This window comes from Streptomyces sp. T028 (genome assembly GCF_048159505.1).
Classification (GTDB): Bacteria; Actinomycetota; Actinomycetes; order Streptomycetales; family Streptomycetaceae; genus Streptomyces.
In genome coordinates, this window is sequence record NZ_JBLRVZ010000012.1 from 64042 (window position 1) to 82754 (window position 18713).

Annotated in this window: 23 protein-coding genes; 4 read left to right on the forward strand and 19 right to left on the reverse strand. The window is 71.8% G+C overall.

Annotated elements, in window-relative coordinates; translation table 11 throughout:
• Nucleotides 1-15: 15 nt before the first annotated feature.
• The 9 genes from trpA to hisI all read right to left on the reverse strand — a co-directional run bounded on the left by trpA (nt 16) and on the right by hisI (nt 7214).
• Nucleotides 16-834 (reverse strand): tryptophan synthase subunit alpha, encoded by an 819-nt coding sequence (trpA, locus tag ACLZN2_RS12595; RefSeq protein WP_416978501.1) that lies wholly within the window; start codon nt 832-834, stop codon nt 16-18.
• On the reverse strand, nt 831-2114 hold the full coding sequence (gene trpB / locus ACLZN2_RS12600) for a tryptophan synthase subunit beta (RefSeq protein WP_416978502.1): 1284 nt from the start codon (nt 2112-2114) through the stop codon (nt 831-833). The genes trpA and trpB overlap by 4 nt, the downstream gene beginning before the upstream one ends.
• Before the next feature lie 68 nt (nt 2115-2182).
• Nucleotides 2183-2416, reverse strand: coding sequence for a tryptophan biosynthesis modulator TrpM (gene trpM, locus ACLZN2_RS12605; protein ID WP_416978503.1), 234 nt, complete (start codon nt 2414-2416; stop codon nt 2183-2185).
• Between the two features lie 21 nt (nt 2417-2437).
• Nucleotides 2438-3247 carry an indole-3-glycerol phosphate synthase TrpC gene (gene trpC / locus ACLZN2_RS12610; protein ID WP_416978504.1) on the reverse strand — a complete coding sequence of 270 codons (810 nt, stop codon included), beginning with the start codon at nt 3245-3247 and terminating at the stop codon, nt 2438-2440.
• Nucleotides 3248-3416: 169 nt separating this feature from the next.
• The gene (locus ACLZN2_RS12615; protein WP_416978505.1) at nt 3417-3863 is read right to left on the reverse strand and encodes a DUF2752 domain-containing protein; all 447 of its coding nucleotides are present in this window, start codon (nt 3861-3863) and stop codon (nt 3417-3419) included.
• Nucleotides 3864-4212: 349 nt separating this feature from the next.
• Nucleotides 4213-4470 carry an HGxxPAAW family protein gene (locus ACLZN2_RS12620; RefSeq protein ID WP_416978506.1) on the reverse strand — a complete coding sequence of 86 codons (258 nt, stop codon included), beginning with the start codon at nt 4468-4470 and terminating at the stop codon, nt 4213-4215.
• A gap of 143 nt (nt 4471-4613) precedes the next feature.
• The gene (locus ACLZN2_RS12625) at nt 4614-5264 is read right to left on the reverse strand and encodes a TIGR02234 family membrane protein (RefSeq protein ID WP_416978507.1); all 651 of its coding nucleotides are present in this window, start codon (nt 5262-5264) and stop codon (nt 4614-4616) included.
• Nucleotides 5265-5331: 67 nt separating this feature from the next.
• Complete coding sequence (locus ACLZN2_RS12630; protein ID WP_416978508.1) at nt 5332-6810, reverse strand: anthranilate synthase component I; 1479 nt, start codon at nt 6808-6810, stop codon at nt 5332-5334.
• An 11-nt stretch (nt 6811-6821) separates the two neighbouring features.
• A complete protein-coding gene (gene hisI / locus ACLZN2_RS12635; RefSeq protein WP_416978509.1) occupies nt 6822-7214 on the reverse strand; it encodes a phosphoribosyl-AMP cyclohydrolase in 393 nt (130 codons plus the stop codon).
• A gap of 83 nt (nt 7215-7297) precedes the next feature.
• On the opposite strand from hisI, the gene ACLZN2_RS12640 reads away from it, so the two are divergent.
• Both ACLZN2_RS12640 and ACLZN2_RS12645 read left to right on the forward strand, forming a co-directional pair.
• On the forward strand, nt 7298-7933 hold the full coding sequence (locus tag ACLZN2_RS12640) for a TIGR03085 family metal-binding protein (RefSeq protein WP_416978510.1): 636 nt from the start codon (nt 7298-7300) through the stop codon (nt 7931-7933).
• Nucleotides 7934-7954: 21 nt separating this feature from the next.
• Complete coding sequence (locus ACLZN2_RS12645; protein ID WP_416978511.1) at nt 7955-8353, forward strand: VOC family protein; 399 nt, start codon at nt 7955-7957, stop codon at nt 8351-8353.
• Nucleotides 8354-8356: 3 nt separating this feature from the next.
• On the opposite strand, the gene ACLZN2_RS12650 is transcribed toward ACLZN2_RS12645, so the two are convergent.
• From ACLZN2_RS12650 to hisD, 10 genes are all read right to left on the reverse strand, one after another.
• Entirely contained in the window at nt 8357-9619 is a 1263-nt protein-coding gene (locus ACLZN2_RS12650; RefSeq protein ID WP_416978512.1) for an MFS transporter, read from the reverse strand.
• Nucleotides 9620-9733: 114 nt separating this feature from the next.
• Nucleotides 9734-9949 (reverse strand): hypothetical protein, encoded by a 216-nt coding sequence (locus ACLZN2_RS12655; protein WP_416978513.1) that lies wholly within the window; start codon nt 9947-9949, stop codon nt 9734-9736.
• A 67-nt stretch (nt 9950-10016) separates the two neighbouring features.
• Complete coding sequence (gene hisF / locus ACLZN2_RS12660; RefSeq protein ID WP_416978514.1) at nt 10017-10772, reverse strand: imidazole glycerol phosphate synthase subunit HisF; 756 nt, start codon at nt 10770-10772, stop codon at nt 10017-10019.
• Complete coding sequence (locus ACLZN2_RS12665; RefSeq protein ID WP_416978515.1) at nt 10769-11173, reverse strand: RidA family protein; 405 nt, start codon at nt 11171-11173, stop codon at nt 10769-10771. The genes hisF and ACLZN2_RS12665 overlap by 4 nt, the downstream gene beginning before the upstream one ends.
• A complete protein-coding gene (gene priA, locus ACLZN2_RS12670) occupies nt 11170-11895 on the reverse strand; it encodes a bifunctional 1-(5-phosphoribosyl)-5-((5-phosphoribosylamino)methylideneamino)imidazole-4-carboxamide isomerase/phosphoribosylanthranilate isomerase PriA (protein ID WP_416978516.1) in 726 nt (241 codons plus the stop codon). The genes ACLZN2_RS12665 and priA overlap by 4 nt, the downstream gene beginning before the upstream one ends.
• Nucleotides 11892-12536 carry an imidazole glycerol phosphate synthase subunit HisH gene (hisH, locus tag ACLZN2_RS12675; RefSeq protein ID WP_416978517.1) on the reverse strand — a complete coding sequence of 215 codons (645 nt, stop codon included), beginning with the start codon at nt 12534-12536 and terminating at the stop codon, nt 11892-11894. The genes priA and hisH overlap by 4 nt, the downstream gene beginning before the upstream one ends.
• Nucleotides 12533-12697: a hypothetical protein gene (locus tag ACLZN2_RS12680; RefSeq protein WP_416978518.1), complete on the reverse strand. Its 165-nt coding sequence runs from the start codon at nt 12695-12697 to the stop codon at nt 12533-12535. The genes hisH and ACLZN2_RS12680 overlap by 4 nt, the downstream gene beginning before the upstream one ends.
• 4 nt (nt 12698-12701) lie before the next feature.
• Nucleotides 12702-13295, reverse strand: a complete 594-nt coding sequence (gene hisB / locus ACLZN2_RS12685; protein WP_079662945.1) for an imidazoleglycerol-phosphate dehydratase HisB — start codon at nt 13293-13295, stop codon at nt 12702-12704.
• On the reverse strand, nt 13292-14401 hold the full coding sequence (locus ACLZN2_RS12690; protein WP_416978519.1) for a histidinol-phosphate transaminase: 1110 nt from the start codon (nt 14399-14401) through the stop codon (nt 13292-13294). The genes hisB and ACLZN2_RS12690 overlap by 4 nt, the downstream gene beginning before the upstream one ends.
• Nucleotides 14398-15723 carry a histidinol dehydrogenase gene (gene hisD, locus ACLZN2_RS12695; protein ID WP_416978520.1) on the reverse strand — a complete coding sequence of 442 codons (1326 nt, stop codon included), beginning with the start codon at nt 15721-15723 and terminating at the stop codon, nt 14398-14400. The genes ACLZN2_RS12690 and hisD overlap by 4 nt, the downstream gene beginning before the upstream one ends.
• 156 nt (nt 15724-15879) lie before the next feature.
• On the opposite strand from hisD, the gene ACLZN2_RS12700 reads away from it, so the two are divergent.
• Nucleotides 15880-17457 (forward strand): oxidoreductase, encoded by a 1578-nt coding sequence (locus ACLZN2_RS12700; RefSeq protein ID WP_416978816.1) that lies wholly within the window; start codon nt 15880-15882, stop codon nt 17455-17457.
• Between the two features lie 198 nt (nt 17458-17655).
• Nucleotides 17656-18702: a hypothetical protein gene (locus ACLZN2_RS12705; RefSeq protein ID WP_416978521.1), complete on the forward strand. Its 1047-nt coding sequence runs from the start codon at nt 17656-17658 to the stop codon at nt 18700-18702.
• Nucleotides 18703-18713: the final 11 nt, after the last annotated feature.

Genomic DNA, 18713 nt, shown 5'->3' on the forward strand with positions numbered 1-18713 from the left:
AATCGTCCCGTTTTGCTACGCCTGTCCGCGCACGCCCTTCGCCAGCTCACCGGCGAGGGCGCGGACGGCCTCGACGCCGGCCGCGTCGTCCGGGGCGTCCAGCATCCGCTTGACGAAGGCCGAGCCGACGATCACGCCGTCGGCGAAGCCGGCGACCTCGGCGGCCTGCTCGGCGTTGGAGACGCCGAGGCCGACGCAGACCGGCAGGCCGGTGCCGGTGGCCCGGGTGCGTTCGACCAGGTCCTGGGCCTGCGCGCCCACCGACTCACGGGTGCCGGTGACGCCCATGAGCGAGGCGGCGTAGACGAAGCCGCTGCCCGCCGCGGTGATCTGCGCGAGCCGCTCGTCCTTGCTGCTGGGCGCCACCACGAAGACGGTCGCGAGGCCGTGCTTCTCGGCGTGCTCCCTCCACAGCGCCGACTCCTGTACCGGCAGGTCGGGCAGGATGCAGCCCGCGCCGCCCGCCTCGGCCAGCTCGGCGGTGAACCGCTCGACGCCGTAGCGGTCGATGGGGTTCCAGTACGTCATGACGAGCACCGGCTTGCCGGTGGCCTCGAAGGCCTCGCGGACCGTACGCATGACGTCCGCGATCCGCACCCCGCCGCGCAGGGCGATGTCGTCGGCCGTCTGGATGACGGGGCCGTCGAGGACGGGGTCGCTGTGCGGCAGGCCGACCTCGACGACGTCCGCGCCACCGTCGAAGACGGCCTTGATCGCCTCGATGCCGCCGTCCACGGTCGGGAACCCGGCCGGGAGGTAGGCGATGAGCGCGGACCGGCCCTCGGCCCTGGCGGCGGCGAGGGTGTCCGACAGCAGCTGAATGTTCCCGCTCACTTGGCGTCCCCCTCGATCTCGGCGATGTCGGCCGCGTTGGCCGCGACCTCGGCGTCGGTGTCGTACAGCCCGAAGTAGCGGGCCGCCGTGTCCATGTCCTTGTCGCCGCGGCCGGACAGGTTGACGACGATCAGACCGTCCTTGCCCAGCTCCTTGCCGACCTCCAGCGCACCGGCGAGGGCGTGGGCGGACTCGATGGCCGGGATGATGCCCTCGGTGCGCGACAGCAGACGCAGGGCCTGCATGGCCGCGTCGTCGGTGACCGCGCGGTACTCGCCGCGGCCGCTGTCCTTGAGGTAGGAGTGCTCGGGGCCGATGCCCGGGTAGTCCAGACCCGCCGAGATGGAGTACGGCTCGGTGATCTGCCCCTCGTCGTCCTGGAGGACGTAGGAACGCGAACCGTGCAGAATGCCGGGCTCGCCGGCGGTGAGCGTCGCCGCGTGCTCGCCGGTCTCCACGCCGTGTCCGGCCGGCTCGCAGCCGATCAGGCGGACGGAGGCGTCCGGGATGAAGGCGTGGAAGAGGCCGATGGCGTTGGAGCCGCCGCCGACGCAGGCGACCGCCGCGTCGGGGAGGCGGCCCGCGCGCTCCAGGAGCTGACGGCGGGCCTCGACGCCGATGACCCGGTGGAAGTCGCGGACCATCGCCGGGAAGGGGTGCGGGCCGGCGACCGTGCCGAAGAGGTAGTGGGTGCGGTCGACGTTGGCGACCCAGTCGCGGAACGCCTCGTTGATGGCGTCCTTCAGGGTGCGGCTGCCGGACTTCACGGCGACGACCTCGGCACCCAGCATGCGCATCCGGGCCACGTTGAGGGCCTGGCGCCGGGTGTCGATCTCGCCCATGTAGATCGTGCACTCGAGGCCGAACAGGGCACAGGCGGTGGCCGTGGCCACGCCGTGCTGACCCGCGCCGGTCTCGGCGATGACCCTCGTCTTGCCCATGCGCTTGGTGAGCAGGGCCTGGCCGAGGACGTTGTTGATCTTGTGGGAGCCGGTGTGGTTGAGGTCCTCCCGCTTCAGGAAGACGCGGGCTCCGCCGGCGTGTTCGGCGAAACGGGGGACCTCGGTGAGGGAGCTGGGGCGGCCGGTGTAGTGGACCAGCAGGTCGTCGAGCTCGCGGGCGAACTCGGGGTCGTGCTTGGCCTTGTCGTACTCGACGGCCACCTCGTCCACGGCGGCGACGAGGGCCTCCGGGATGAACTTGCCGCCGAACGCGCCGAAGTAGCCTTCGGCGCTGGGGACTTGACCCTCCGGGTCGGGGAAGAAGAACTCGCTGGGCATGCGTGTACCTCACGGTGAGTTTGGTGAAAAAACCGATTCGCCGTGGGGGCGGAGCTTGTTGGTCGACCTCAGGCCAGGTGTGGCTGGTCGCGCTCACGCGGCGGTAGCCGCAAATCAAACAGAGCCCCGCGCCCCTGAAGGGCGCGCTGCCATCGACGTCCGTTGACCTGTCCCGGCTCGTCACCGATGACGTACCGCACCCTGCGGCCGTGGACGCGCCTCGCCGGGGCTCGGCAGCCCCTTGGGCGGCAGCCGCGCGCGAGGCGGGCGTACCGGTCCACGGTCGTCACGGTGAGAGTCATCGGGGTAAGCCTAGCGGGAGATCAGCCCCGGCCGTGCCGCAGTGCGGGGTGCTCGCCCGCCGCCACCAGGTCGGCCACCGCCGTCTTCGGGTCGCGGCCCGTCACCAGGGACTCGCCGACCAGGACCGCGTCGGCACCCGCGTTGGCGTACGCGATGAGGTCGTGGGGGCCGCGGACGCCGGACTCGGCGATCTTGACGATGTGGCCGGGGATCTCGGGGGCGACCCGCTCGAAGGTGGAGCGGTCGACCTCCAGGGTCTTCAGGTTGCGCGCGTTGACGCCGATGATCCGGGCGCCCGCGTCGACCGCGCGCTCGACCTCGTCCTCGTCGTGGACCTCGACGAGCGGGGTGAGGCCGATGGAGACGGCGCGCTCGATCAGCGACTCCAGGGCCGACTGGTCGAGGGCGGCCACGATCAGCAGCGCGAGGTCGGCGCCGTGCGCGCGGGCCTCCCACAGCTGGTACGAGGTGACGATGAAGTCCTTGCGCAGGACCGGGATGTCCACGCGGGCGCGGACGGCGTCCAGGTCGGCCAGCGAGCCGCCGAAGCGGCGCTGCTCGGTGAGGACGGAGATGACCGCGGCGCCGCCCGCCTCGTAGTCGGCGGCGAGGCCCGCCGGGTCGGCGATGGCGGCCAGCGCGCCCTTGGACGGGCTGGAGCGCTTGACCTCGCAGATCACCTTGACGCCGTCGCCCTTGAGCGCGGCGGCACCGTCCTTGGCGGCGGGCGCCTTGGCCGCGCGCTCCTTGAGCTCGTCGAGGCTGACGCGCGCCTGCCGCTCCGCGAGGTCGGCACGGACTCCGTCGATGATCTCGTCGAGCACACTCACGCGAGCGGCCCCCTTCCATGCAACCAGTGGAAAACTATGGTCACTGCGATGGTATCCGCAGGAGGGGGGAGGCCTCACATCCGGTGGAGCGCGGTCCCTCCCCCACCCTCGAACCAGCTTCGCATGGCTCGGGCGGGAGGTGCCCCCATACTGGACTTTCGGTAGTTGATCAAGGGTGCAGCCAGCCACCGAACGGCAGGTTCCGGACAACCGTGAAGACCAGCACCAGCGCTCCCAGCGACCACATGAGGACCGGGCCGAGGTCGATCCGCAGTGGCCTGCCGCGGGCCGCGCGGACCACCCAGACGGTCCAGACGACGGCGAGGACCAGGTAGCCGGCCACCGCGAGCGCGTTGGCGTGCAGGGCGGTGAGGACGTCCCCGTGAACGAAGGCGTGCGCGCTGCGCAGGCCGCCGCAGCCGGGGCAGTACAGGCCCGTGACGCGCAGCAGGGGGCAGACGGGGTAGTGGCCGGGCTCGTTGGGGTCGACGGCGCCGACGTAGGTGAAGGCCCCGGCGACGGCGGCGAGGATCCCGGCGGGCACGGCCAGGCGTCCCGCGGCCGTGGACGTCGTCCGCCGGCTCGTCGGCGTCACCCTGTGGCTGTCGGCGTTCACCAGTTACCTCCGAGGATGCCCCGGCCTCCAGGGCGAAAGACCGCCCACACGATCCGGTACGCTGCCCGGCGTGCGGCGCGAGAACCAAGCTCCGTACGCGCGCTGATCGAGAACCAAGACAGCGCACCCAGAGCGTTGCTCTACCAAACCGGGCTGGTTCCAACCCGGCTGGTGTCGAGGGCGTAAGACCTTGCAGGTCGTTGATCTGCGGGGCTTCCTGAGCCAGGAATCCCCCGCCTTTGGCTGGGGGAGGGTTCAAGTCTCGCATTCTGCCCCGCAGGACGCACACGCGCGTGAGGGGCGGCCGGTGCGTACACCTGCCGCCCCTCACGGGGAGTCGTACGGGCGGTCAGCCCTCGGCGGCGACGGGCTCGGGCTTGGCCGTCGCCGTGACCTTGTGTACCGGGTGGGCGTCCTTCGGCTGGCCCAGGCCCGCGGCACGCATGAGGGCGCCGACGACCCCGCCGAGGACCACGATCACCATGCCGGCCCAGAAGCCCACCGGCTGGGCCATGACCATGAACGCGCCCGCGACGAGGAAACCGATGAAGGCGATGGTGACACCGGTCCAGGCGGCCGGGGTGTGTCCGTGGCTGCTGCCCGCCATGACTTGCTCCTCATTGCTGTCTATGTGTCGCTGTCTGTGTGTCCGTCCGAGCCGGAGGCTCGTCGTCCATTGTCCCGTACGCGTGCGCGTACCGGACGCGGGGGTGGCTTCCGTTCGCGTCTGATTCACCACATCGGGACGTCTCAGGCCGGGTCGGCGCCGGTCGGGTCCTCGCCGCGGTCCAGGGCCTTCCACATCTCCTCGGGCCGCTCGGGGTCGACCGGCCTGGCGGCGCGCCGCTGACGGGGGGCGCCGCCGCGTTCGTAGCGGCCGGACATGGCCGGCCACTGGCGGCCGTAGCGCAGGGCCAGCAGGCCCGCCAGGAGGATCAGGACGCCGCCGACGACCGCGACGTAGGGCCAGGCGGTGTGGGTGAAGGAGGCGACGGTGGCGGAGGTGTCGCCGGAGGCCCGCGCGGCCTGTTCGTCGAGCGCGGAGTCGTCGGAGGCGCCGGTCAGGGCGGCCACGACGATGCCGGCGCCGGAGAGCGCGAGGAGGGCGGAGACCGCGAGGCGGCCGGCCTTGCGGACGGCGAAGACGGCGACGAGCGCGGCGAGGCCCACTATGGCGAGCGCCGCGGGCACGCCCGTGACGTCGCTGCCCTTGGCGGTGAGGGCGAAGGGGCCGCCGGCCACCGTCGCCGTGCCCTCCGACCAGCGCTGCCGGGTGGCGAGCAGGGCCACGGCCGCGCCCAGCGCGCCGAACAGCAGCGCGAGGCCGAGGCTCAGCCGGCCGGCCCGGGCGGACACGGCGGATACGGAACGGGAGTGAGGTACAGCGGTCACGGAGTCCACTATCGCCTGTGCCCCGGGCGAACCGTCACCCGGGGCACAGTGATTCGCGCCCCACCGCGCTGGAGGGCTACTTCACGAGCCGGTTCGCCGTGTGGACCGCGCGCAGGACCGCGGCGGCCTTGTTGCGGCACTCCTGGTCCTCGGCGAGGGGGTCGGAGTCGGCGACGATGCCCGCGCCGGCCTGGACGTGGGCGGTGCCGTCGCGCAGCAGGGCGGTGCGGATGGCGATGGCGGTGTCGGAGTCGCCCGCGAAGTCCAGGTAGCCCACGCAGCCGCCGTACAGGCCGCGCCGGGACGGCTCCAGCTCGTCGATGATCTGCATGGCGCGGGGCTTGGGGGCGCCGGAGAGGGTGCCGGCGGGGAAGCAGGCGGTGAGGACGTCGAAGGCGGTGCGGCCCGGAGCGACCTTGCCGGTGACCGTCGAGACGATGTGCATGACGTGCGAATACCGCTCGATGGACATGAAGTCGACGACCTCGACCGAACCGGGCTCGCAGACCCGCCCCAGGTCGTTGCGGCCCAGGTCGACGAGCATGAGGTGCTCGGCGCGCTCCTTGGGGTCGGCGAGCAGTTCGTCGGCGAGGGCCTGGTCCTCCTGCGGGGTGGCGCCGCGGTGCCGGGTGCCGGCGATGGGGTGGACCATGGCCTGTCCGTCCTCGACCTTGACCAGGGCCTCCGGGGAGGAGCCGACCACGTCGAACCCGTCGAAGCGGAACAGGTACATGTAGGGGGAGGGGTTGGTGGCCCTCAGCACCCGGTACACGTCCAGCGCGCTCGCCGTGCACGGCGTCTCGAAGCGCTGCGAGGGGACGACCTGGAAGGCCTCGCCCGCGCGGATGCGCTCCTTGATGTCCTCGACCGCTTCCTGGAAGTCGGGGCCGCCCCAGCGGGCGGTGTAGTCGGGGAGCTCGGAGGGCGGCAGCACGGCCGGGGGCTGGGCCACCGCGCGCGTGAGGTCGGCCTCCATGGCGTCGAGGCGGGCCACCGCGTCCGCGTACGCCTCGTCGACGCCGGTGTCGAGGTCGTTGTGGTTGATCGCGTTGGCGATCAGCAGGACCGAGCCCTCCCAGTGGTCCATGACGGCGAGGTCGCTGGTGAGCAGCATGGTCAGCTCGGGCAGCTTCAGGTCGTCCCGCTCGCCGGGGCCGATCTTCTCCAGGCGGCGCACGATGTCGTAGCCGAGATAGCCGACCATGCCGCCGGTGAAGGGCGGCAGGCCCTCCTGGTGCGGGGTGTGCAGGGCCTCGATGGTGGCGCGCAGGGCGGCCAGCGGGTCGCCGTCGACGGGGACGCCGACGGGCGGGGCGCCGAGCCAGTGGGCCTGGCCGTCGCGGGCGGTGAGGGTCGCCGCGGACCGCACGCCCACGAACGAGTAGCGGGACCAGGAGCGGCCGTTCTCCGCGGACTCCAGCAGGAAGGTGCCGGGGCGCTCGGCGGCGAGCTTGCGGTAGAGCGCGACCGGGGTGTCGCCGTCGGCGAGGAGCTTGCGGGTGACCGGGATGACCCGTCGGTCGGTGGCGAGCTTGCGGAAGGTCTCGAGGTCCATGGCGGCTGACCTTACTGATCCGAGGCGGTTACGCCCGAATCGGCGTCCTTGAGGAGCACGTCGGCGTCGAAGCAGGTGCGCGCGCCGGTGTGGCAGGCGGCGCCGACCTGGTCGACCTTGACCAGCAGGGTGTCGGCGTCGCAGTCCAGCGCCACGGACTTCACCCGCTGGACGTGGCCGGAGGTGTCGCCCTTGACCCAGTACTCACGGCGGCTGCGCGACCAGTAGGTGCAGCGGCCGGTGGTGAGGGTGCGGTGCAGCGCCTCGTCGTCCATCCAGCCGAGCATGAGCACCTCACCGGTGTCGTACTGCTGGGCGATGGCGGGGACGAGCCCGTCGGCGCTGCGCTTGAGGCGCGCGGCGATCTCGGGGTCCAGGCTGCTGGGAGGGGGCGTGCTGGTCATGGGTGCCATTGTGCCGCGCGCGACTGACAGTGACCGGACGTTGTCCACTGTGCGGACCCGGCGGGCGGTCGTAGGCTGACCGCATGTCGACTTTCGCCAAGCGTGAACGGCTTCTTCTCGCCGACCTCTTGGAGACCGCCGGTCCCGGTGCGCCGACCCTCTGCGAGGGCTGGGAGACACAGGACCTGGCCGCGCACGTGGTGGTGCGCGAGCGCCGGCCGGACGCCGCCGGGGGCATCCTGATCAAGCAGCTGGCGCCCCGGCTGGACAAGGTGATGGCGGAGTTCGCCGCGAAGCCGTACGAGGAGCTGATCCAGCTGATCCGTACCGGCCCGCCGCGGTTCTCACCCTTCCAGCTGAAGCAGATCGACGAGGCGTCCAACACGATCGAGTTCTACGTCCACACCGAGGACGTCCGCCGGGCCCAGCCCGAGTGGACGACCCGGGAGCTCGACCCGGTGTTCCAGGACGCGCTGTGGTCCCGGATGGAGCGCACCGCCCGGCTGATGGGCCGCGGCGCGCCGACGGGTCTCGTGCTGCGCCGCGCGGACGGCCGTACGGTGGTCGCACAGCGCGGCGCGCCGGTGGTGACCGTCACCGGGGAACCGTCGGAGCTGCTGCTGTTCCTGTGCGGCCGGCAGAGCGCCGCGAAGGTGGAGCTGGCCGGCGACGAGGACGCCATCGAGAAGCTGCACAACGGCAGGCAGCTGGGCATCTGAACGGGCTGAAAGGGCACCCCCGTGATCAAAGTAGCCATGACCAGCGTGTACGTCGACGACGTCGCGAAGGCCCACGCGTTCTACACGGACGTCCTGGGCTTCGAGACCCGGATGCACATGGACCTGGGCGGCGGCACGCTGTTCGTCACCGTCGGCGCGCCCGAGGGCGCCCAGCAGGACCTGCAGCTCCTGCTGGAGCCCGGGCAGGGCCCCATCGCGGAGCCGTACCGCACGGCGGTGAAGGGGGCGGGGCTGCCGTGCATCGTCTTCTCGGTCGACGACATCCACAAGGAGTACGACCGGCTGCGCGCCCGGGGCGTGGAGTTCACCCAGGCCCCGCAGGAGCAGGGCCCGGTGATCACGGCCGTACTCGACGACACGGTGGGCAATCTGGTGCAGCTGGCCCAGCCGAAGGAGTGAGAGTCAGCGGGGGAGTTCGGCGCGGCGCAGGGCGGGGACGCAGAGGGCGACGACCCCGCCGAGGCCGCAGACCGCCGCGCTGACCAGGAAGACCGGGCCGCATCCCCACGCCCCGATGGCGGTGGCGGACACCGGCATGCTGAGCGGGCTGAGCCCGAGGCTGACCAGACTGGACACGGCGGTGACCCGCCCCAGGTACGCGGGGTCGGCCTGGGTCTGCAGCAGGGCGCCGCACAGGGCGCCGCTGAGCCCGGCCAGCAGTCCCACCAGCAGGGCCGTGCCGACGGCGACGGCGACCGTCGGCGCGTACGCGAGGGCGCCGATGGCGAGCGAGCCCGCCATGATCGACCAGCCGGCGACCTGTCCGGCATGCGGGAGCCGCCCTCGTACGGTCAGCAGCAGTGAGGCGGCGCCCGCGCCGACGCCGAACCCGGCGAGCACCCAGCCCATTCCGGAGGCGCCCCATCCGCGCTCGTCGGCCAGCAGGGTCAGGCCGACATTGAGCGGTCCGACGAAGCCGAGGTCCCCCAGGGCGATGGCCAGCACCAGCGGCGCGAGCACGCGGTGGCGGCGGATGTGGCGCAGCCCGACCACCAGGTCGCGCCAGGCGGTGCCGCCCGAGGCGCTCGCCCTGTCGTCGGCGGGCAGCTCCCGTATCCGGACGGAGACCAGCAGCGGCACCGACACCGCGATGAGCAGCCCGGCGAGCCCGAACGCGGCGGCCGCCCCGCCCGTCGCCACAGCGAGGCCGCCGAGCGGGGCGCCGACGACGCTCGCGAACCGGATCGCGAGCCCCCGCATGCCCTGCACGCGCGCGAGCTGGCCGTGACTCGTCACGCGCGCGGGCAGCGCGCCGACGGCCGGCACGAACACGGCGTCGACGGTGCCGAAGACCAGGGCGAGCAGGGCCAGCGGCCACAGCCCCGGGCTGGTCAGGGCCAGCAGCGCGGCCACGGCGAGGGCAGCCGCGCAGCGCACGGCATCGCTGCCGATGACGACCCGGCGCGGCCCCAGCCGGTCGGCGACCACTCCCCCGCCCAGCATCAGCAGCGCCCGCGGCACGGCGCTCACCGTCATCACCAGCCCCGCCTGCGCGGGCGTACCCGCCTGTACGGCGGCCCAGGACAGGGCGAGGTAGTACACGCTGTCGCCGACCATCGAGGCGGTGTAGGCACCGAGCCAGCGCAGGACGTTGGGATCCCGGTGAGCGGGGCGGACCGGGACGACCCGCTCCGCCGTAGTGGTTATCGCCGGGTTGACGGACAACTGGTCACTCCGACCACTCGCGCAGCAGTCGCGCGACGTCGGTCAGGTCGGCTTCATCCGCTCGGATATCGCCGACGAGTTTCGCCCAGTCCCCGTACTCGGCCTGAACCGGCCTCACCGCAGCCCCACCGGAAAGCGCTCCTCGAAGTCCGCCATGATCTCCCGGGCGTGCCTCGTAGCCCCCTCGACAAACCGCTGCTTCTGGCGCATGCGCACTTCCTCGATCAGGATGTCGTGCACGAGCCGTTTGACGGAGACGCCTTGCTTCTTTGCCTCCGCGCGGAGGTCATCCAGTTCTTCCTCGGTGAGGTCGACCGTGATTGCAGGCATGTGGGCACACTAGAACCGCCCCCATCATGATCACTACCGAGATCGCTACCAGGGATTACGAGTCGCACTACCGTACGGGATGCCCCGCCTCCCGCAGCGACTGCTTGACCTGGCCGATCCGCAGGTCGCCGAAGTGGAACACCGACGCCGCCAGCACCGCGTCCGCGCCCGCCTCGACGGCCGGCGGGAAGTCGCCGAGCCTGCCCGCGCCGCCCGAGGCGATCAGCGGGACGGTGACGTGCTTGCGGACGGCCTCGATCATCTCGATGTCGTAGCCGTCCTTGGTGCCGTCCGCGTCCATCGAGTTCAGCAGGATCTCGCCAGCGCCCAGCTCGGCCGCCCGGTGCGCCCACTCGATCGCGTCGATGCCGGTGCCCTTGCGGCCGCCGTGGGTGGTGACCTCGAAAGACCCGGACGCGGTGCGGCGCGCGTCCACCGACAGCACCAGCACCTGGCTGCCGAACCGCTCGGCGATCTCCTTGATGAGCTCCGGACGGGCGATGGCGGCCGTGTTGACGCCCACCTTGTCGGCGCCGGCCCGCAGCAGCTTGTCGACGTCCTCGGGGGTGCGCACCCCGCCGCCGACGGTCAGCGGGATGAACACCTGCTCGGCGGTGCGGCGCACCACGTCATAGGTGGTCTCGCGGTTGCCGGACGAGGCGGTGATGTCCAGGAAGGTGAGTTCGTCGGCGCCCTCGGCGTCGTACACCTTGGCCATCTCGACGGGGTCGCCCGCGTCGCGCAGGTTCTGGAAGTTGACGCCCTTGACGACCCGGCCGTTGTCCACGTCCAGGCAGGGGATGACTCGGACCGCCAGGGTCATGAGTTCACGGCTCCTCTGAATGCCTCTAGTTCCACTTCGACCAGGATGCGCGGGTCGACGAACCCCTCCACGACCAGCAGGGTCGAGACCGGGCGCACCGCGTCGAAGATCTCCTTGTGCGCCCGGCCCACCTCGTCGACGTCCCGCGAATGCGTCAGGTACATCCTGGTACGGATCACGGACTCCACACCGAGTCCGAACTCGCCGATCGCCTCGACCGCGCCGGTGAAGGCCACTTTGGCCTGCTCGTAGGGGTCGCCCTCCCCGTAGAGCACCCGACCCTTGAAGGACGTGGTGCCCGCCACCAGCACACGGTCTCCCGCCGCGACGGCGCGTGCGAACCCGAAACTCTCCTCCCAGGGACTTCCGCTCTGCACCCGCCGTACGGCTTCGGACGTCATCGCGACACAACCTCCAAGGCCTCTTCCAGGGTGAACGCCTTCGCGTAGAGCGCCTTCCCGACGATGGAGCCCTCGACACCGAGGGGTACCAGTTCGGCGATGGCGCGCAGGTCGTCCAGGGACGACACGCCGCCCGACGCCACGACCGGCCGGTCCGTCGCCGCGCAGACGTTCCTCAGCAGCTCCAGGTTGGGGCCCTGCAGGGTGCCGTCCTTGGCGATGTCGGTGACGACGTACCGGGCGCAGCCCTCCTTGTCGAGCCGCTCCAGCGTCTCGTAGAGGTCGCCGCCGTCGCGGGTCCAGCCGCGGCCCTTCAGGGTCGTACCGCGTACGTCCAGGCCCACCGCGATCTTGTCGCCGTGTTCGGCGATGACCTTGGCGACCCACTCGGGGGTCTCCAGGGCGGCGGTGCCGAGGTTGACGCGGGTGCAGCCGGTGGCGAGCGCGGCGGCGAGGGCGGCGTCGTCGCGAATGCCGCCGGACAGCTCCACCTTGATGTCCATCGCCTCGGTGACCTCGCGGACCAGGGCCCGGTTGTCACCGGTGCCGAACGCGGCGTCCAGGTCGACCAGGTGCAGCCACTCGGCGCCCGCCCGCTGCCAGGCGAGGGCGGCCTGGAGCGGGGAGCCGTACGAGGTCTCCGTGCCGGACTCGCCGTGCACGAGGCGGACGGCCCGGCCGTCGCGGACGTCGACGGCGGGGAGGAGTTCGAGCTTGCTCACAGGGTTCCGATCCAGTTGGTGAGGAGCTGGGCTCCGGCGTCGCCGGACTTCTCGGGGTGGAACTGCGTGGCCCACAGGGCGCCGTTCTCCACGGCCGCCACGAACGGCTTGCCGTGCGTCGACCAGGTCACCCTGGGCGCGAGCATGGCCTGGTTGTGGGTCTCCAGGGACCAGTCGTGGACGGCGTAGGAGTGCACGAAGTAGAACCGGGCGTCCGCGTCGAGGCCGGCGAACAGCTCGGAGTCGGCGGGGGCGTCCACGGTGTTCCAGCCCATGTGGGGCACGATCTCGGCCTGGAGCGGCTCGACCGAGCCGGGCCACTCGTCGAGGCCCTCGGTCTCGACGCCGTGCTCGATGCCGCGCGCGAACAGGATCTGCATGCCGACGCAGATGCCCATCACGGGGCGTCCGCCGGACAGCCGGCGGTCGATGATCCAGTCGCCGCGCGCCTCGCGCAGGCCCGTCATACAGGCGGCGAAGGCGCCGACGCCGGGCACCAGCAGCCCGTCGGCGTTCATGGCCTTGTCGAAGTCACGCGTTATCTCGACGTCGGCCCCGGTGCGCGCGAGGGCGCGCTCGGCGGAGCGGATGTTGCCGAAGCCGTAGTCGAAGACGACGACCTTCTTGTTCACCGCGCTCAACTCCACACCTCCAGCCTCAGTACTCCGGCGACGAGGCACATCCCGGCGCCGATCGACAGCAGCACGATCAGGCTCTTCGGCATGTCCTGCTTGACGAAGGAGTAGACGCCGCCGGCCAGGAACAGGCCGACGACGATCAGAATGGTCGACAGACCGTTCATGGCTTTACAGCGCACCCTTCGTGGAGGGGAGGATGCCGGCCGCGCGCGGGTCGCGCTCGCTGGCGTAGCGCAGCGCACGGGCGAGGGCCTTGAACTGGCACTCCACGATGTGGTGCGCGTTGCGCCCGTAGGGCACGTGCACGTGCAGCGCGATCTGGGCCTGGGCGACGAAGGACTCCAGGATGTGCCGGGTCATCGTGGTGTCGTACTCGCCGATCATCGGCGCCATGTTCTCGGGCTCGGTGTGCACGAGGTACGGGCGGCCGGACAGGTCCACCGTCACCTGGGCGAGGGACTCGTCCAGCGGGACCGTGCAGTTGCCGAAGCGGTAGATGCCGACCTTGTCGCCGAGTGCCTGCTTGAAGGCGGCGCCGAGGGCGAGGGCGGTGTCCTCGATGGTGTGGTGCGAGTCGATGTGCAGGTCGCCGTCGGTCTTCACGGTCAGGTCGAACAGACCGTGGCGGCCGAGCTGGTCGAGCATGTGGTCGTAGAAGCCGACGCCGGTCGACACGTCGACCTTGCCCGTGCCGTCGAGGTTGATCTCGACGAGGACCGAGGTCTCCTTCGTCGTGCGCTCTACACGTCCTACGCGGCTCATGCGCTCTGCTCCTTCTTGACTTCACGGACCGCGTCGAGGAACGCGTCGTTCTCTTCGGGGGTTCCGGCGGTGACCCGCAGCCAGCCCGGCACACCGTTGTCGCGGACCAGCACACCCCGGTCGAGGATCTGCTGCCAGACCTCGTGGGCGTCGGCGAACCGGCCGAACTGCACGAAGTTGGCGTCGGACACCGTGACCTCGTAGCCGATCGCGAGCAGTTCGCTCACCAGCCGGTCCCGCTCCGACTTCAGCTGCTCGACGTACTTCAGCAGCGTGTCGGTGTGCTCCAGGGCGGCCAGCGCGGTCGCCTGGGTGACGGCCGACAGGTGGTACGGCAGCCGCACCAGCTGTACGGCGTCCACGACCGCCGGGTGCGCGGCGAGGTAGCCGAGGCGCAGCCCGGCCGCGCCGAAGGCCTTGGACATCGTCCGCGAGACGACGAGATTCGGCCGGCCTTCGAGCAGCGGCAGCAGCGAGTCGCCGTGGCTGAACTCGATGTACGCCTCGTCCACCACGACCATCGACGGCTTTGCCGCCTGGGCGGCCTCGTACAGCGCGAGGACCGTCTCGGCCGGGACGGCGGTGCCGGTGGGGTTGTTGGGGGTGGTGATGAAGACGACGTCCGGGCGGTGCTCGGCGAGGGCCTTCTCGGCCGACGCGAGATCGATGGTGAAGTCGTCGCCCCGGGGCCCCGAGATCCAGCCCGTCCCCGTCCCGCGCGCGATGAGCGCGTGCATCGAGTACGACGGCTCGAAGCCGATCGCCGTACGGCCCGGTCCGCCGAAGGTCTGCAGCAGCTGCTGGAGGACCTCGTTGGAGCCGTTGGCGGCCCAGACGTTGGCGAGACCGACCTCGTACCCGGAGGTGTCCGTCAGGTACTTGGCGAGCTGTGTGCGCAGTTCGACGGCGTCGCGGTCGGGATAGCGGTTGAGGTCGCGGGCGGCCTCGCGGACCCGCTCCGCGATCCGTTCGACCAGCGGCTCGGGCAGCGGGTAGGGGTTCTCGTTGGTGTTCAGCCGTACGGGGACGTCCAACTGGGGCGCGCCGTAGGGGGACTTGCCGCGCAGCTCGTCCCGTACGGGGAGATCGTCGATTCCGAGGTTCACTTGCTCGCCGGTACCTTCCACCCGAACCTTGCCTTGATCGCCGCGCCGTGCGCGGGCAGGTCCTCCGCCTCCGCCAGCGTCACCACGTGGTGCGCGACCTCGGCCAGCGCGTCCTTCGTGTAGTCGACGATGTGGATGCCGCGCAGGAAGGACTGGACCGACAGGCCCGAGGAGTGGCAGGCGCAGCCGCCCGTGGGCAGCACGTGGTTGGACCCGGCGGCGTAGTCGCCGAGGGAGACCGGCGCCCAGGGCCCGACGAAGATCGCGCCCGCGTTCTTCACCCGGTCGGCGACGGCCGCCGCGTCGGCCGTCTGGATCTCCAGGTGCTCGGCGCCGTACGCGTCGACCACGCGCAGTCCCTCGTCGACGCCGTCGACGAGGACGATCGCGGACTGGCGGCCCTTGAGGGCCGGGACGATCCGGTCGTCGATGTGCCTGGTGGCCGCGATCTGCGGCTCCAGCTCCTTCTCGACCGCGTCCGCCAGCTCGACGGAGTCGGTGACCAGGACGGCGGCGGCCAGCGGGTCGTGCTCGGCCTGGCTGATCAGGTCGGACGCGACGTGCACCGGGTCGGCCGTGTCGTCGGCGAGGACCGCGATCTCGGTCGGACCGGCCTCGGCGTCGATGCCGATCCTGCCGGTGAAGTAGCGCTTGGCGGCGGCGACCCAGATGTTGCCGGGGCCGGTGACCATGGTGGCGGGCGCGCAGGACTCGGTGCCGTACGCGAACATCGCGACGGCGGTCGCGCCACCGGCCGCGTACACCTCGTCGACGCCGAGCAGGGCGCAGGCGGCGAGGATCGTCGGGTGCGGCAGCCCATCGAAGTCCGCCTGCGCGGGCGAGGCGAGCGCGATGGACTCGACCCCGGCCTCCTGCGCGGGCACGACGTTCATGACCACCGACGACGGGTAGACCGACCGGCCGCCGGGCGCGTACAGCCCGACGCGCTCCACGGGCACCCACTTCTCGGTCACGGACCCGCCCGGCACGACCTGGGTCGTGTGGGTCGTACGGCGCTGCTCGCGGTGGACGAGACGGGCGCGGCGGATGGACTCCTCCAGGGCCGCGCGCACGGCCGGGTCGAGCTGCTCCAGCGCGTCGGCGAGGGCCTCGGCGGGAACACGTACGGATTCCAGCCGTACCCCGTCGAACTTCTCGGCGAAGTCGATCAGCGCCGCGTCGCCCCGATGATGCACGGCCTCGCAGATCGGGCGCACCTTCTCCAGGGCGGCCTGAACGTCGAACTCGGCTCGGGGCAGCAGGTCACGCAGGGCGGGGCCCTCGGGAAGGGCGTCGCCGCGCAGATCGATTCGAGAGATCACAGCCCAATTCTCTCAGACCGGGATCCGGCGCCGTCCGCGCGTATCAGTGGCTGATACGGAACCTGGCCGGAACCCGGAAGATCACCTTCACGTCTTGCTTCCGGAGGGTCACGCAAGGGCATCAACGGCTGAGAGTGACCGAGGGGGTGACAGATGATGACCGAAGGGGACGGAACCGCCACGGGAGACATCCCGGATGATCTGACCGCCGCGGAGGCCGGCATGTGGCAGGCCTTCCGCAACGGCAGTGTGTACGACCTCAGCAGCGGGGACGCCGTCGTCGACGATCCGCACGGCGGGCATCCGTGGGGCGGGGAGCGGACCGTGCGCGCCAGGATCGTCGCCTGGCTGCTGCTGGACGGGCCGCCCGCGCTGGCCGGCCGGGTGTCCAGCCTCAAGCTGGTCGGTGTGCGGATCAGCGGCAGCCTCGAACTGGCGGGCGGCACGGTGGTGCCGTACGTCGAGCTGAAGCGCTGCCGGTTCGAGCGGGACGTGCTCCTGCCGGAGTCGCGGTTCGCGACCCTCAGGATGGTGGACTGCTCTGTGCCGCGGCTGGAGGCGGCCCGGCTGCACACTGAGGGCGATCTGCATCTCCCCCGCTGCCGCTTCCACAACGGCGTACGGCTCACCGACGCGCACATCGGCACCGACCTGCTGCTCAACCAGGCGATCGTGTACCGCGACCGTACGGGCCGCTCCATCGCCGCCGACGGCATGACCGTCGGCCAGGACCTCCAGGCGGAGCTGCTGGAGTCGCACGGCGAGCTGAGCATGCGCAGCGCCAAGATCGGCGTGTCGCTGAGCCTGCGCGGCGCCCGGCTGGCCAACCCGTACACCCGGCTCGCGCTGAACGCGCCGCAGCTGACGGTGGAGCGTTCGCTGTATCTGACCCCGGCGGGCGTCGGCCGGCAGGCGCTGAGCGGGACGACCCCCGCGCGCGGGACGCGCATCCAGCGGTTCGAGTGCCGGGGCGGGATACGGCTGGACGACGGGCGGTTCGGGGAGGCGGTCGACCTGGAGCGGGCCCGGTTCTCCTTCACGGACGACCAGGAGCTGTCGCTGGTCCGGGTGCAGACGCCCGAGCTGCGGTTCCTCGGGGAGGGGCCGCAGCGCGGCAAGGTGGTGCTGTCCGGCGCCCGGGTGATCAACCTGGTGGACCGCGCGAGCGCGTGGCCGGGGCCCGGCAATCTGCACATGGGCGGCTTCTCCTACGAGAACCTGGTGCCGCAGGGCCCGTTCCCGCTGGCGGCCCGGCTGGAGTGGGTGGCCGCCTCGACCGCCGAGTACGCGCCGGAGCCGTACGAGCGCCTTGCGACGGTGCTGCGGGCGGGCGGGGAGGACGAGGACGCCCGCGAGGTGCTGCTCGCCAAGCAGCGCCGGCGCCGCGAGACCCTGCCGCCGGCCGCGAAGTTCTGGGGTTATGTGCAGGACTGGACGGTCGCCTACGGGTACCGGCCGGGCCGGGCGGCGGTGTGGATGGCGGTGCTGTGGGCGGCGAGCTCCCTGGCCTTCGCGAACGCCCCGCATCCACCGGTGAACCCCGTAGGGCATCCGCCCTGGAACCCGGCCCTGTTCACCCTCGACCTGCTGCTGCCGGTGATCGACCTGGGCCAGGTCGGCCAGTGGCAGCTCACCGGCGGCTGGCAGTGGCTGTCGACGGCACTGATCCTGCTCGGCTGGATCCTGGCGACGACGGTGGCGGCGGGGGCGACGCGGCTGCTGCGGCGCGGGTGACGCGGCTGCTGCGGCGCGGGTCACGCGCCCGGTCGCTGCGGGCTGAAACCTGGGGGGGTGGATCTCCACAGAACCCCCTTGTCGGTGCACGAACAATCCCTGAACACCGCTCACCTTTTGCTGTTCCTTGACCTGGCGGCGTACAACTTTCCAGGGGTTGCCCGCACCCTCTGGCGCAACCCGACCTGCGGCTTTTCAATGGGCGGCACCATGGCTCTGCTGCCCCCCTTCATCCGTGCCTCCCGGCTCTCCCGGACGGCCCGGACGACCGCCGCCCCCCACCCCGGCGCCGGGCTTCCCGCCGACGACGAGGTGCTCCTCGACGTGCCCGACGACCGGCTCGGCCCGGCGCTCGTCGCGGCCGGCCGTGGCTCGTACGAGACGGCGGCCGAGCTGCTGTCCCTCACCCGTGAACGGGCCGAGTGGGAGTACCGCGACCGCTATGTGACCCGCCTGGCCTCCTTCGCGCACTCCCGCACGGAGTGGTTCGAGGAGTGGCGCGCGGCGGCGCCCCGCGACCCGGACCTGCTGCTCGTCTCGGCCCAGCTCGCGGTAAACCGCGCCTGGCAGTCACCGGCGCGCGCCGAACTGCTGCGCGAGGTGAGCCCGCTGATCACCGCGGCCGCGCAGAGCGACCACCGCGACCCGGTGCCGTGGCGGATCGCCCTGGACCACGCGCGCGGCGCACGGGCCGGGCACAAGTACTTCGGCGAGCTGTGGGAGGCGGCGGTGCGCCGCGCCCCGCACCACTACGGCTGCCATGTCGCCGCCAAGCGTTATCTCGCCCAGTCCTGGCACGGCTCGCACCGCGAGTGCTTCGACTTCGCCGACCGGGCCGCCCAGGACGCCCCGGCGGGATCGCTGGTCCAGGCGCTCCCCGTCCGGGCGGCCTTCGCCTATCTCACCGACGGCTGCGGCCCCGAGGTGCCGCGCGAGCGGCTGGACGCGGCGGCCGACCGCGCGACGGCCCTCTCGGCCCGTTTCCCGTCCCTGGACCCGTGGACCGCCGAGACACGCAACCTGCTGACCTACGTGCTCGTCCGCCTCGGCCGCCTCGACGAGACCCTCGTCCAGCTGCGCCTGATCGGCCCGTACGCCACCTCCTTCCCCTGGAGCCGGCTCTCCGACGACCCCCTCGGACACTTCCTGGCGGTGCGCGAGGCCGTGTACACGGGACGGGCCGTGCCCGAACCGTGGCATCCACGAAATGGTCACGGCGACCGAGCGCACCCGGACGACCACTAGGCTTCTGCGCC

Bases quoted from the DNA above. Each gene is read 5' to 3' on its own strand.
- trpB (WP_416978502.1), bottom strand. From the start codon at position 2,114: ATGCCCAGCGAGTTCTTCTTCCCCGACCCGGAGGGTCAAGTCCCCAGC.
- trpM (WP_416978503.1), bottom strand. From the start codon at position 2,416: ATGACTCTCACCGTGACGACCGTGGACCGGTACGCCCGCCTCGCGCGC.
- ACLZN2_RS12620 (WP_416978506.1), bottom strand. From the start codon at position 4,470: ATGGCGGGCAGCAGCCACGGACACACCCCGGCCGCCTGGACCGGTGTC.
- ACLZN2_RS12630 (WP_416978508.1), bottom strand. From the start codon at position 6,810: ATGGACCTCGAGACCTTCCGCAAGCTCGCCACCGACCGACGGGTCATC.
- hisI (WP_416978509.1), bottom strand. From the start codon at position 7,214: ATGACCAGCACGCCCCCTCCCAGCAGCCTGGACCCCGAGATCGCCGCG.
- ACLZN2_RS12640 (WP_416978510.1), top strand. From the start codon at position 7,298: ATGTCGACTTTCGCCAAGCGTGAACGGCTTCTTCTCGCCGACCTCTTG.
- ACLZN2_RS12655 (WP_416978513.1), bottom strand. From the start codon at position 9,949: ATGCCTGCAATCACGGTCGACCTCACCGAGGAAGAACTGGATGACCTC.
- hisF (WP_416978514.1), bottom strand. From the start codon at position 10,772: ATGACCCTGGCGGTCCGAGTCATCCCCTGCCTGGACGTGGACAACGGC.
- ACLZN2_RS12665 (WP_416978515.1), bottom strand. From the start codon at position 11,173: ATGACGTCCGAAGCCGTACGGCGGGTGCAGAGCGGAAGTCCCTGGGAG.
- ACLZN2_RS12680 (WP_416978518.1), bottom strand. From the start codon at position 12,697: ATGAACGGTCTGTCGACCATTCTGATCGTCGTCGGCCTGTTCCTGGCC.
- hisB (WP_079662945.1), bottom strand. From the start codon at position 13,295: ATGAGCCGCGTAGGACGTGTAGAGCGCACGACGAAGGAGACCTCGGTC.
- ACLZN2_RS12700 (WP_416978816.1), top strand. From the start codon at position 15,880: ATGACCGAAGGGGACGGAACCGCCACGGGAGACATCCCGGATGATCTG.
- ACLZN2_RS12705 (WP_416978521.1), top strand. From the start codon at position 17,656: ATGGGCGGCACCATGGCTCTGCTGCCCCCCTTCATCCGTGCCTCCCGG.